The sequence below is a fragment of the Gimesia sp. genome (genome assembly GCF_048260065.1).
Taxonomy (GTDB): domain Bacteria; phylum Planctomycetota; class Planctomycetia; order Planctomycetales; family Planctomycetaceae; genus Gimesia.
Genome location: NZ_JBLXHC010000005.1, coordinates 279416 through 292614 on the forward strand (window position 1 = coordinate 279416; position 13199 = coordinate 292614).

Here is a 13199-nt window from a genome sequence, read left to right on the forward strand (position 1 = left end):
GACTTTGGGAGGGATTCGGTTCGCGAAAAAAATCAAAATCGTTCTGACTGCGATTGACTCAATTACAAATGTAATTAAACTTTCACAATTACAGTTGTACTTGAAGGAGCAGAGATGACAGAACGCCCCGCATTATCCAAAGGCGAAATGGAAGTGGCCCGTGCCTTATGGGAACTGAAACACGCAACGGTGCGCGAAGTGTTTGAATCGTTTCCCGAATCGCGTGGGATCGATTTCACCACCGTTCAGACCTATCTGCGCCGGCTGGAGAAAAAGGGATATGTGAACGTCAAGCTCGACGGGCGCACCCGCGTGTATTCGCCACGCATCAAACCCCGCACCGTGATTCGGGAAACTGTCGATGATCTGGTCGACCGGCTGTTTGCCGGCGAGACCTTCCCGCTGATGCAGCATCTGATTGAAGATCGCCAGGTGAGTCGTGCGGACCTGGATGCGTTGAAGTCTTTACTGGACCAGTTGACGGAGGAACGTGATGCAGACGATTGATGTTTCCCCGTTCGCACTGGTGTGGCAGCAGTTCTGGCAGTGTTCGGTTCTGGTCCTCAGCGTCTGGCTGATCTGTCGGCTGGGTCGCTTCAGACGTTCGCATCTGACCTGCCTGCTCTGGCTGATCGTGCTGCTGAAATTTATTACGCCCCCTGTCTGGAGCAGTCATACCGGTCTGTTCTGCTGGATTCAAACGGGACTGCCTGCCGAAGTTTCAACCGATCTGTCACCGCCAGAACCGGAGTTGCTCACGCAGAGCGCGCCCCTGCCTCTGCTGACCGGAGAAGACGTGGGAAAACTCTCCGATGTGGAAGCGACTGCGGATTTCAAAGTGACGATTCATGAAAACGAAACAGCCCGGCAGGCTCCAGCAGCTGTCGAATCGGCTGTGATTCCCGTGAAACCAGCAGTTACAGAACAGATCGTGCAGCCACCGGTTCGCTATTCCCTGAAAGAGGTCGGCGTGCTGATCTGGATAACTGTGGGCCTGCTGATCGCGACGGTCATGCTGGTCCGTTACCTGCGTTGCTGGCATATTCTGCGCAGAGCGGGGGAGCAAAAACATCCGGAGTTGAACCGATTATTAACGCGCTTGAGTGCGGATCTCAAACTGAAACGCAGTGTGCGGCTGCTGATTACCACCAGTCGCATGGGACCGGCGGTGATCGGTTTGCTGCGTCCGACGATTATTCTTCCGTCAGCAATTTTAGAGGGGCGCTCACTGGCAGAACTGGAGCCGGTGCTGGCGCACGAGCTGATTCACATCCGCCGAGGCGATTTATGGATTGGACTGCTGCAACTGCTGGCATCGGTGGTGTGGTGGTTTCATCCACTGGTCTGGTTTACGGGGCGTCGGTTGAAATTCGAAATCGAACAGTGCTGCGATGAAGAAGTCCTCGCGGAACTGAACTGCGATCCCAGGCAGTATGCCTCCTGCCTGCTGGAAATTCTGGAATTGAAACAGACATTAAAAACCGTCCCCGTAGTGCCGGGCGTGCGTCCGGTGGAAATTACTTCAAAACGACTGGAGCGAATCATGCGACTCGGACAAGGATGTCAGAAGCGTACCCCATGGTGGTGCTGGATGATTTTTGTAATGCTGGCAGCAGTGGTGCTGCCGGGAGCAGCGTTTGTGGTGAATGCCGCAGATGCCAATACCGACGTGAAGCAAATCACCGAGGAAAAACCGGGCCAGAACCATCGAAAACAGAACATAGACGGAATCCAGGCCCTTCCTTTTTATGATCCGCTCAAACCGGTGATAATGGGTGACAACCACTTCAGTCGCAGGTATTCGACGGATTTGCCTTACCTCTCTGCTGAGATTGATATGCGGGACTGGATTTCGCGTATTGCCTGCATCCGCGTTTATCCCATTCAGGAACTGCTGGAGAAGACCAGTAAGAACATGAGGCCGATGCGGGCCGAAGCGTTTCTGACAGAAAAACTGAATGCCCGGATCAAGCTGCTCAAAGAGTTCGCTGCTGCCAATGAACGGCCCGAATACAGTACTTCCGTCCCCGTTTATTTTGGAACCCACCAGATCCCCCTCATAGACGACCGCAAGCAATACCATATGGTGTCCTATGGTGGCAGTTGCATCCGGAATGGTCGACTGATTGTGTGGGCAAAAGATGAACGTTATCACAAACTGGTTTTGCAGGCACTGGATGAACTGTCCCGGGAAGAGATAACACCCTTTGTGCTGACGGCGAAATTTATCTCTGTGCCTCGCGGTCTGCTGGACAAAATCAGTTCAGAACGAACGCGGGTGAAGGTCTACCAGGCTGAGAAAACGGCTGTAGTCAGTGACGCTGCTGCCGGAGAGCAGCCGGAATTGATCGGGCCGGAAACGATCAGTCATCCTTCCCTGATCTGCGAAATCCTTGATGAACAGCGTGTGAGGGAAGTGCAGCGACTCATACGGTCATCAACAGGCACGCAGACTTTGTCGGCACCGCAAGTTCGATTTATCGACGGCCAGACGGTGCAGCTGGAAACAAAAAAACGCCACGAACTGGAACCGGAGTTTCGCGGTGCCGGTCAGTCATTTTCCGTGAAAAATTATGATGTTGGCCTGGATCTGCGCGTGACCTTTTCCACTGGAAAGGGGATTCATAATCGAGGCATGCTGGATTATCAGATTATCAGTTCTGAGTATGCCGGCCTGAAAAAACAGAAGCTGAATCATCCTGAATCCGGGCTGAAAGGAGAGATCGAGTTTCCCGTGATCACGGAATGGCAGTTCCAAGATGCGAGACTGTTGAAGCCGGGAGAGGTGCTGCTGGTAGAAGGGCTGGGCCTGCAGCAGGAAGCGGATTCCCCTAACGTCCTGTTAGCATTGTTTCAGGTGGACCGGGCCAGAGCGGAAGGAGCGGAGCAGGTGATGCAAGGGGCAGGCGTGAAGAGCGAAGCGGGACTCATGGGAGAGATACGGCTGGCTGAGGTAAATTTTGAAACACAGTTGGTGACCGAGTCTTATCCGGTAAAAGATCTGGTGATGCCAATTCCCAGTGATCAGGGGAAAAAGGAGAATCCGCTTGCGAAATCACATCACTCTCGATTTCAACCTCTGATTGAATTGATCAAACAGAATGTCACGCCGGAAGCATGGGGAGATCCACGTAAGACCGGTTGCGATATCAGGCCGTATCCCGAAAAACGGTCGCTGCTCATTCGTGCCAGTCGGGCAACTCACAATCAGATCAAAAATCTGCTGGTGAAGCTCAGGGATGCCCAGGATCGGCAGGTTGTTCTCTCGCTCGAACTGGTCACGGCCGATTATCTGAATGCCGAACTTAAAAAAATAGACCAGTTTGCTTCTCCCCTGACGCGCGAGTTATGGCAGAAATTGAAGTCGGTAACACTGGATGAGGGAGTTCTGCTGAATGCACCAGAGACAAAACTGCTGCTGAAGATGTCTTCCAGTGTGGATGACATGGAATACAAAATGTCTGCGAAATTGAGATTATTCAATGGTCAGTCATGCGAAATCAGTCTGCCTGATTTACTCGTGCCTGATCAGAAGTCGAAATCGTTACTTCAACTGCGATCGGAGCTGTTGAAAAATCAGCGGATCAGGCTTTCCTATCTGATCAACGCCAGGAACGCTCTGGACGCGCTCTCCCATGTCGAAAACGCTACGATTCCCCGGGGGCAATCATTGCTGGTGGATATTACCGATCAACTTTCGAGAGATCGAAGTTCATTCCAGTTTGATCAATTCGTGAAGCAGGCCGAACTGTCTTATCAGAAACAGCCCAAACGTTGTTTCATGCTGGTGACGCCGACTATTCTCACAGCGTCCGCTGAAGTGCCAGCATATCGAGATCCTCAGTAACCTCATTCTTCAGAACAGGAATGGCATCTGCCCGATCCGTAGTTGATCCCGGTACCATTGTTTAAACAGCGATCCGATCAAATTCCGGATTGAGCAATTGGCACTGTTTCTGGTATGGTTCCCGCTCCGGCAGGCATGTCTTCCAGCTAAAAGGAGTGAAGGATGAGACAGGTACAGGGATGTCAGCGACGTAACCGCTTATGCCACTCAATGTTATTGTTCCTGCTGTCAGCGGGCATGTTGACAGGGGCTGCACAGAGGCTGGCGGCGGAAGAGCCTGAACCGGGTCAACTTTTACGCGGCGTGGGAGTCAACAGTGATGCCGGCGTGACGGGAACGGTTGTCATCAAGCCTGCTGAATCCGCTGGTTCTGAAAAAACAGTAGTGCAGGCCAGCGATATTCTGACAGTGAAATATTTTTCCGTCCCTGTCTCTCTGCTGGAGCAACTTGATCTGCCGACGAAAACGATGAAAACCGTCGAACTCAAACCGCAGTCGGTTTCGCAGGACGAACCGGAGGCAACTCGAAAGGCTCTCCTTTCACCTGCGGTGGTGAGCTATGTCGGGAAAAGCTGTGATGTTCTGGATCAGCAACGGGCACAGAAATTCGAAAAAATCATTCAGTCATCCCCCGGCTGTCGAGTCCTTACCGAGCCGTCGGTCGAGGTTCGCAACGGCGAGTCCCTGCAGATTCCTGCTCCGCCTGAACTTGCTTCCGAGGGGGGCAGACTGCGCGTGCGGTATTCCCGCAGTTATGATGTGGCGGACGCGGGTTACCTGAAATTCTGGATCACCACTCCCCGTTACAAGTTTACGAAAACAGAAAAAACTGACGGGACCGATTCCGACCAGAAAGCCACAACGACAGAATTCAAAAGCTGGCGGTTGGAAGAGACACAACTGCTGAAAGCAGGCGAGAAGTTTCTGCTGGAAGTGGCTGTGCTGAAACCGCAGAGCGAAAACCCGGAGGAGGTATTCGCGCTGCTGGAAGTCGGGGAGGGGACTCCGCGTCAGGTCAGCCAGGCGAAGCTGCAGCAGGTCAGCAGCAGTACCAGCGTGAACGCCGTTGTGAATGCAGACCTGAAGCAGGAAACGGATACTTTAAAGACGTGCACTTATCCGGTCTCGGATCTGGTGACGCCGCTGCCCCGACGGGTCAACATTCGCCGCGATCTGTCGGTCAAACCGGCAGAAGCGGAAACGAACCCGGGGCCCCGCTTTGATCCGTTGATTCAACTGATTGAACAGACCGTGTCTCCCGAACTGTGGGACGAACCGCAGAGCTCCGGGTGTACGATCAGAGCCTATCCACAGATGCAGTCACTGGTCATTCGGGCCAGGCAGGCGACCCACGATCAGATCGGTGACTTTCTGGAACAGTTGCGGAAAGAGCAGAATCAGCTGCTGACGGTCGGAGTTCGTTTTTTCACCGTTGATGATCTGCAGCGATGGTATGATCGCTGGAATGCCAGTGAAGCAGAAACTGCCAAAGAACTGGTAAAACGGCTGGAAAAAACAGATCTGACACAGGGGGTGATTGTCAACAATGCGCAGAGAGATCTGATCCGGGAGACGGTCTATACGCCTGGTCTGATCAATATCCAGCAGCCGATGATTGCCGAGATCAGGAGCATTTTTTTACATCGACAAAGTGCCGGGTTTGATTTCACCGAGCCGACCAGAACCGCCTCTGGCGCGAAGTGCCATCTACAGTTGCGGCCTGTCATTCACGCCAACGGAGATGTGCAGGTCTCGCTGAGTGTGAATCCCGAACAGGCTGTTGATCCACTGTCGAATATCAAAGCAGGAACCATTCCTCCGGAGCATTCACTGCTGGTGGATATCACCGATCAGATGACCGGACAGACTGCGCGGCTGTTACCGTACTCACTGCAGAGGCAGGTTCCCGATGCGACAGGAAGCCACAAGCGGTTTCTGCTGCTGGTGACGCCTTCTGAACCGCGGCATTATACACCCAAAGCATTCACTCCCCCGTCCCGCTGACATTGAACAGCAGGCTCTGACCGTCGGGAGTGAAACAGACGTCGCCGATGATGGTGCCGTTGACTTTAATGTCAATCGGCGCGGGCGGCTTGTCTTCCGCGGGATTGAACTGCATGAGCTGTCGTGGCTGGGGACCGCCTGCGAAGACGATTTTTTCTCCCGAGGGATGCCAGGCGATGTCGGCGTACGGGGCGGTTTTATTGGAGTAATGTACTTTATAGCCCTGCTGTTTGCCGGTGATATTCAGTGTCGCGATTTCGTAAGTTTTCTGATCCATGTTGCTCCCTTTAAAGCAGACCCAGTTGCTGTCGGGCGACCAGGCCATGTTCCAGTAAATCTGGGAGTAGGGACTTTCTCCTTCCGAAAAAAGGTTGGTTTTGGTCCCTTCGACCAGATCGTACACGCGAATGTTGGCTCTGTTTCCAGAGCGGACGGTGTAGGCGATTTTTTTACCGTCGGGGGACCATTGAGCGCCCCAGCCCCCTTCCTCGATCATTTCGAGGTGAGTGCCGTCGGCGTGCATGATGGCGACACCGGAGGGGGAGATATGGGAGAAGGCAATTCGATTCCCCTGGGGCGACCAGCTGGGCATGACGCCGGAGCCGACAGCTTCGAGGTTCGTGCCATCGGCGTTGACGACCATAATTTTCCCGTCGGCAAACTTCTCGCCGTCCTGTGATTTTCTGCCGTCAAAGGCCAGTTTCTGACCGACTGATGAGAGCGTGGGGGAGCCGGCGGTATAGTATTCGCCGGGAACGAGAAAGAGTTGAGCCTGCCCCCCTTCGGTTGGTGCGGCATAAAAGCGAACGCGTTTGACGCCTGCTGCTTTTTCATCAGCGGTGAGGGGCGAGAGATTGAGGGAGAGTACCAGAATCGTATTGAATATGATGAAGCCGACTGATTTGAGCATGTTGCGTCCTTGTCACTAAAGTGTCAGGTTTTGATTGCCTGTGTGGTTATTGTTCTTTGTTCAGATTGAACACCAGTTGCCCGCCGTCCGGGGTAAAGCAGACATCGCCGTTGAGGTAGCCTGTGAAGTTGATGTCAACCGGTTCTGGTGCTTTCTCGTCTGCGGGGTTGAACTGGAACAGCTGCCGCGGTTTGGTCTGGGGGCAGAACACGATCGTTTCACCGACGGGATGCCAGGCAAAATCCGCGTAGGGAGCCTGTTCATGATGGTAATGCACCTTATAGCCGGCCTGTTTTCCTGCGACGTTGATGGTGGCGACATCGAAACTTCTGTCTGCAGCTCTGCAGCCTTTAAAACAGAGCCATTGACTGTCGGGCGACCAGGCCATGTTCCAGTAGACGCTGGTATAAGGGCTTTCGCCTGCGGGGAAGAGGTCTGTTTTCGTCCCTTCAATCAGATCAAATATGCGGATATTCCCCCTGCCGTTGATCGCAAAACTGTAAGCGATCTTTCTGCCGTCCGGCGACCACTGTGCGCCCCAGCCGCCGGCATCGATTAACGTTCGTTGCGAGCCGTCAGCGTGCATGACGGCAACGCCATAAGGAGCATGTTGAGAAAAGGCAATTCGATTTCCGCCGGGCGACCAGCTGGGCATGCGGCCGGGCCCCAGAACTTTCAGGTCGCTGCCATCCGCGTTGACCACGATGATCTGTGCCTGGATTGACGTTTCCCCCGCCTGTGATTTCCAGCCATCGAACAGCAGTTTTTGACCGTCAGCAGAAAAGGAGGGGGAGCCAACCGTGTCGTAATCCCCGGGAACCAGGAATAATTCAGCGTCTCCTCCCTCTGCAGGGACCTGATAAAAGCGGACACGGGGGGATGCTGCCGCTTTCTCATCGGCAGTCACCGGCACAGTGCCCGGTCCCACTGATAAGAGGGCTCCGCAAAATAGGAAACTGATGATGCGTAAAGCGTTCATCCCTTGTCCCTGCTGTCTGGAAAGTTTTCGATTGAAGGGGAGTTATTCCTTATCGCGTGCGTTGAACAGCAGATGCTGGCCATCCGGAGTAAAGCTGACATCGCCGTTGATATTTCCGTCGACTTTGATGTCCAGGGGTTCGGGGGCTTTGTCTTCCGCGGGATTGAACTTAAGCAGTTGCCGCGGTTTGGTGTCCGAACCGAAGACGATCATGTCCCCCTGTGGATGCCAGGCCATATCCTGGTAAGGTGAGACTTTGCTGCGGTAATGAACTTTGTAGCCTTCCTTCATGCCGGCAACATTGACGGTGACGACTTCATACATTTTGTCGGCAGCGTTGCGTCCCAGGAAGCAGACCCACTGGCTGTCGGGGGACCAGGTCATGTTCCAGGAGATGACGGAGTAGGGACTCTCACCTGCGGGGAAGACATCGAATTTGGTGTCTTCAATCAGATCGTAAATCCGGAGATTGGCTTTGCCTGACGTATAAGCGCGGTACGCGATTTTTTTCCCATCGGGCGACCATTGCGCGCCCCAGGCTCCCGATTCAATTAACGTGCGATTGCTGCCGTCGGCATTCATGATGGCGACACCCGAAGGGGAGGGCTGCGAGAAGACAATCCGGTTTCCGCCGGGAGAAAAACTGGGCATGGCGCCGGCACCGATGATTTTCGGATCAGAACCATCCGCGTTGGCGACCATGATTTTCACGTTAGAAAACGTTTCGCCTTCCTGAGATTTCCAGCAGTCGTGTGCCAGTTTCGAACCATCGGGCGAGAAGGTGGGGGAGCCGGTATTGTAGTAGTCTTCAGAGACGTAATATTCTTTCGGGTCTTTCCCTTCCGGGCTGGCGATGTAAAACCGGGTGCGGTTGACTTTGGGTTTTTCGTCCGCATCGAGCCGACTGAGGTTTAAGCTCTGAATCACGGTGACTGTGGTGCAGATCAATGCGGCGTACACAATTGACTTCATTTCGAATCCTTTGATCGTAGATGTATATTAAGCCAGAGGTCTCCTGTTTAGCTGTTATAACATGTTGCAGGCGACGATCAAAGAAAAAAGTGCGAGGGGAAAATTGAGAGACTAACGGATCTCATTTTCACAAGATCAATTGAGGAACTAACTCGCGATTTTAAATAGTTTTGGAGAATCGGATGAGCTCGGCTTGAGGTCTGAATCTGATCAAAGTAGCCTGATGTGAACAAGGCCTGTTTTGTGGATGAAAAAAGTGCCTTTTCCCGTTTCCTTCAGGAGTACGTCAATGAGAAATCCCAGTTTTGTGAATCGCGAGCTGATCTGCACGACATTCATCGTATTTGTTGTGAGTGGATTAGCGGCACTGGCCGCCAGCAGCAAAACTGTTCCCGATGCCGAGTTTGCCAAGTCAACCGTTGATTTTGGAATCGTTGTCAGCGATATCGACAAGTCATTGGCGTTTTATAAAGACGTACTCGGGCTCAAAGAACGGGAGCCCTTCGAAGTGACTCCGCAAATGGGGGGAGACTCGGGGCTGTCAGATAACCTGTCTTTCAAGGTGTACCCGCTGGTGCTGGAAAATGACAGTACCGCGACCAATGTGAAACTGATGCAGTTCAAGGATGCACCAGCGAAGAAAGTGGATAACTCGTTTATTCACTCTTCTCTGGGTGTGAGCTATCTGACGATCTATGTGAAAGACACCACCGCAGCATTAGCACGGGCCAAGACGTACGGTGTGGAACCGATCGCCAAAGGCCCGATTGCATTGCCGGAAGGATTTCCGAAAGGCATCTATCTGACTCTGCTGCGTGACCCCGATGGAAACCTGATTGAACTCGTAGGTCCCAAGAAGTAACACGCCAGTCAGAATCGACACATTCCATGATGACACTCCCGATCGAGTGTCATCATTTTTTTGTGTTCATGCCGTACTTCTTCATTTTGTTGTACAGGGTCACACGACTGATGCCCAGCGTTTTGGCCGTGTTCGTACGGCTGTAATTGTTTTTGAACAGAGCCTGTTCGATCAGTTCTTTCTCCGTGACGGCTACCTGATCTCCCAGTCGTTCTGAATCATTCTGCTGATGGTTCAATACGACAGACGGATCATTGGTCGGGCCCACCATGCCCATCAGGATATGTGCCGGCAGGTTCTCTTTGCGTAAGACTCCTTCGCGGCAGTAGATGACCGAACGGCGGATGACGTTCTCCAGTTCCCGGACATTCCCGGGCCACGGATACGTGTGCAATGCTTCCATAAACCCTTCGTCAATGCGATCGACGGGAATCTTATGTTTGATCGACATCTGATGAACGAAATCATTCGCCAGCACGATGATATCCGACTTGCGTCGCCGCAGCGGGAGCACGTCAAATTTCAGCATGTTCAAGCGATAGTACAAGTCGGGACGGAACTTACCCTGTTCGACGAGAGGCTGCAGATCCATATTACTGGCGACGACCAGGCGGGCCTGATTGACGTGAGTTTTATTGGAGCCAATCGGTTCGAATTCTCCGGTTTCAATCACGCGTAACAGTTTGACCTGCTGTTCGGGACCGAGCACATCGATTTCGTCCAGCAGAATCGTGCCTCGACCTGCAGCGAGGAACTTACCATCTTTATCGGCATGGGCACTGGTGAAAGCACCACGCACGTGACCGAAGAGTTCACTTTCAATCAGATCGTTAGGCAACGCACCACAGGCCACGTTCAGGAATGGTTCGTTCCGGCGAGGCGAAACGTCATGGATCAATCGGGAGAGATACGTTTTACCGGCTCCCGTTTCCCCGATCAGCAGGACGGTGACATCATGCTGAGCGGCGATTTCCAGTTCATTTAGCATGAGTTTCATTTCATGCGAATTGGTTTCGAAACGACGTGTAATGCCGTGCTCGTTGGCAGCCGTCGATGACTCGCGGCTGGTATTCGCAGTAGAGGAACGTTTCGTCGTTGTTTTCGTTTCCGGAGTGGAACTGCCTGCTGTCGCTCCCAGAGAGGCATTCAGCACCATAGACTGCGTGACGACTACTTTTTCTTCCGGGTTCAGGCAGGAGTCGATTTCCAGCAGCAGTTCTGCTTCACTGGCGAACCCTTTAATGTGCATTATGGAAGTACAGGCGACCCGCCGTTCCAGGATTTCAGGACACTCTTCTTCGGTGAGCAGAATGATTTCTGTCTCCGGAGCAGCAGACTGAATCTTATCCAGCAGATGATCTTCCTGATGTCCGCCGGAGAGAAGGAACCGCAGATCGACCAGGATGGAATCGAACTCCCCTTCGCGACATTGTTCGTGGCAGTCTTCCAGGCTGCTGCAGAACGTAAGCTGAAAGGTTTTTTTGAAATGAGCAAGGATCTGCTGCTGAATCACTGTGTCGCGTGTTACCAGAATCAGTGTCGGGAGTTCCATAGTGGCTTTCTCTATTTCAAAATGACAAAAGTGGTTTCTCAAGGTGGATCGATAAGAGGCCGTCGGTGACAAGAGGTGTGAACCTGTCTGGCACGTCTGCTGATCGAAGTGCTTCTGTTTTTAAACAAATAGAGTGCCAGACTGTAAAGGTTCTCTGACGACAGCGGTTTAAGTTAAGTTTTGTGAACAGGTTACGTTCAAATAAGAATTTCGGATGGGCAAAAAAACGTTTGGGTGATGTGGTGAAAAAACATCAATGATGTGGTGTGTTGATTTAGATCAACATGAATTCAACGCAGCCGGATGCTTCTGAGAGTGCTTTCGTCAGGCAGAACGGAATTCGCGCGTGCGTGCTATTGGATGCGGAATTCCGGCTTGTTAAACTTCAGAAACAGAGTGTGTGAAATGGATGCGTTTTCAGCGAACGGGCAGGACGTGTCAGCGGAACGGATCACAGGTTAACGAGAGGGAATTACAGTGGCGACCTTTGCAGTCATCTTAGCGGCAGCCGGCAAGAGTTCACGATTTCGATCGAAGGGAGCGGAGATTCTGGGATCGGGACCTCAGAAAAAACCGTTCATGGATCTGAAAGGGCGGGCAGTCTGGGTGCGTTCTGCAGAGATCTTTTCGAACCGGGAAGATGTGAAGCAGCTGATCATCACGGTATCGCCTGAGGATATCGAATGGTTCAAACAGAAGTTCCGCCCCAACCTGGCTTTTATGGAAATTGAGATCGTCGCAGGGGGTGCAGAACGGGCGGACTCGGTACAAAATGCACTGGCGCGGGTCAAAGCAGACATTGACTATGTCGCCATCCATGATGCGGCCCGTCCGCTGATTACCGATAAATGGGTCGGCGAACTCTTTACCGCTGCGGAACAGCATGACGCGGTGATCCCTGCCGTCCGGGTTTCCAGTACCCTCAAACGGGCCGGTAAGGATCTGAAGATTGAAGAAACCGTCGATCGCACGGATCTCTGGGCAGCCCAGACGCCACAGGTCTTTAAACGGCAGCTGCTGTTAGACGCATATGCCCAGCGCGGCGATTTTCAGGCGACCGATGAAGCGCAGCTGATCGAAAACATGGGATATCCTGTGACCATTGTCGAAGGTTCTCCCATGAATCAGAAGATCACGACGGCAGCCGACTTCAAAATGGCAGAAGCGCTGGTCAATGCACTGCCCAAGCCGAAAGGCATCCAGGCGCTGCATCCGTTTGCCGATGAAGAACCCCGGGGAATCTTTTAAAACGCCGCTCAGAATAGAGCGCATCTGAAAACTGTGAATCTCACGTGAATTCGGCCACTCCTGTTTGAGCTTCCGGTGCAGGGAGGTTAATCTGGTGGAAGTTCAAGTGAATGGGTCTGGTGTGCTCTGAAGATCCGGACAAATCAGCTTGAGCAAGATCGCTTCTAACCTGCGTTGTTGCCAGACTGGTCATCTATCTTTGTCATAAAGGAAGCCACCATGAGTTCTAACCCGGAATCCGCAGAAACTTCTGAACCCGCCTCGCAGTCCAAAAAGCAGATTTCCACGCAACGCCGCGTGATTTCCTGGGTGTTTATCGCGATCCTGCTGGGAGTGGTACTACTGGAATGGCGCGCCAAATCCTCACAGGCCAATACGTTTGAAAGTCTGGGAATCGCCATGGACAAGGCGGACAGCGCGGGCAATGGCGGTGAATTTCCCTTCTCCGAGTTTGAAAAGTCGATTCAGGGGAACCCGTCTGTGGAGATTGACGACTCGGGAGCGATCATGCGGCTCTATCATTATAAGTGGAACGGGATCTTCAAAACCTATCACCTGCGGCTGCTGGTAAATGATGAAGATCTGGTGGTGACGTATGACGCGGAGTCGGAAGGGGATGCCGTGAACGGTAAAGTTCGGATCTCGAAAAAGAACATGCAGGAACTGGTGCAGAGGAAAAAGCAGGAAGCCGCCGCACAGAAGGCGGCAGCAGAAGCATCGGCTGCTGCAGAACCGGCAAAAATAGAGTCGACGGAAAAAGAACCAGCGGCTCCTGATGACAAATAATGGAACGCCTTAAATAAAAAAACAGCCCGGAACCAGTTG

10 protein-coding genes are annotated in these 13199 nt (G+C 52.7%); 6 read left to right on the forward strand and 4 right to left on the reverse strand.

Translation table 11 applies throughout. The features are described from left to right. Window positions 1-114: 114 nt before the first annotated feature. The 3 genes from ACN0YN_RS11885 (at window position 115) to ACN0YN_RS11895 (ending at window position 5851) form a co-directional block, all read left to right on the forward strand. Window positions 115-507 carry a BlaI/MecI/CopY family transcriptional regulator gene (locus tag ACN0YN_RS11885; RefSeq protein ID WP_417385221.1) on the forward strand — a complete coding sequence of 131 codons (393 nt, stop codon included), beginning with the start codon at window positions 115-117 and terminating at the stop codon, window positions 505-507. Next, window positions 494-3847, forward strand: a complete 3354-nt coding sequence (locus ACN0YN_RS11890) for a M56 family metallopeptidase (protein ID WP_417385222.1) — start codon at window positions 494-496, stop codon at window positions 3845-3847. Before ACN0YN_RS11885 ends, ACN0YN_RS11890 begins: the two co-directional genes overlap by 14 nt. A 162-nt stretch (window positions 3848-4009) precedes the next feature. Further along, window positions 4010-5851 (forward strand): hypothetical protein, encoded by a 1842-nt coding sequence (locus ACN0YN_RS11895; RefSeq protein ID WP_417385223.1) that lies wholly within the window; start codon window positions 4010-4012, stop codon window positions 5849-5851. On the opposite strand, the gene ACN0YN_RS11900 is transcribed toward ACN0YN_RS11895, so the two are convergent. From ACN0YN_RS11900 to ACN0YN_RS11910, 3 genes are read right to left on the reverse strand one after another with little or no spacing between them, the layout of a single operon-like run. Beyond that, a complete protein-coding gene (locus tag ACN0YN_RS11900) occupies window positions 5832-6761 on the reverse strand; it encodes a TolB family protein (protein WP_417385224.1) in 930 nt (309 codons plus the stop codon). The genes ACN0YN_RS11895 and ACN0YN_RS11900 overlap by 20 nt on opposite strands. A 46-nt stretch (window positions 6762-6807) precedes the next feature. Beyond that, the gene (locus ACN0YN_RS11905; protein WP_417385225.1) at window positions 6808-7740 is read right to left on the reverse strand and encodes a TolB family protein; all 933 of its coding nucleotides are present in this window, start codon (window positions 7738-7740) and stop codon (window positions 6808-6810) included. A gap of 42 nt (window positions 7741-7782) precedes the next feature. Continuing rightward, window positions 7783-8712, reverse strand: a complete 930-nt coding sequence (locus ACN0YN_RS11910; protein WP_417385226.1) for a TolB family protein — start codon at window positions 8710-8712, stop codon at window positions 7783-7785. 289 nt (window positions 8713-9001) lie between these two features. Between ACN0YN_RS11910 and ACN0YN_RS11915 the strand changes: the two genes are divergently transcribed. Continuing rightward, window positions 9002-9574, forward strand: coding sequence for a VOC family protein (locus ACN0YN_RS11915; protein ID WP_417385227.1), 573 nt, complete (start codon window positions 9002-9004; stop codon window positions 9572-9574). A 52-nt stretch (window positions 9575-9626) separates the two neighbouring features. Here the strand turns inward: ACN0YN_RS11915 and ACN0YN_RS11920 are convergent, their stop codons facing one another. Beyond that, entirely contained in the window at window positions 9627-11126 is a 1500-nt protein-coding gene (locus ACN0YN_RS11920) for a sigma-54 interaction domain-containing protein (RefSeq protein WP_417385228.1), read from the reverse strand. A 477-nt stretch (window positions 11127-11603) separates the two neighbouring features. Between ACN0YN_RS11920 and ispD the strand changes: the two genes are divergently transcribed. Further along, on the forward strand, window positions 11604-12374 hold the full coding sequence (gene ispD / locus ACN0YN_RS11925) for a 2-C-methyl-D-erythritol 4-phosphate cytidylyltransferase (RefSeq protein WP_417385229.1): 771 nt from the start codon (window positions 11604-11606) through the stop codon (window positions 12372-12374). A gap of 219 nt (window positions 12375-12593) precedes the next feature. Then, window positions 12594-13160, forward strand: coding sequence for a hypothetical protein (locus ACN0YN_RS11930; protein ID WP_417385230.1), 567 nt, complete (start codon window positions 12594-12596; stop codon window positions 13158-13160). Window positions 13161-13199: the final 39 nt, after the last annotated feature.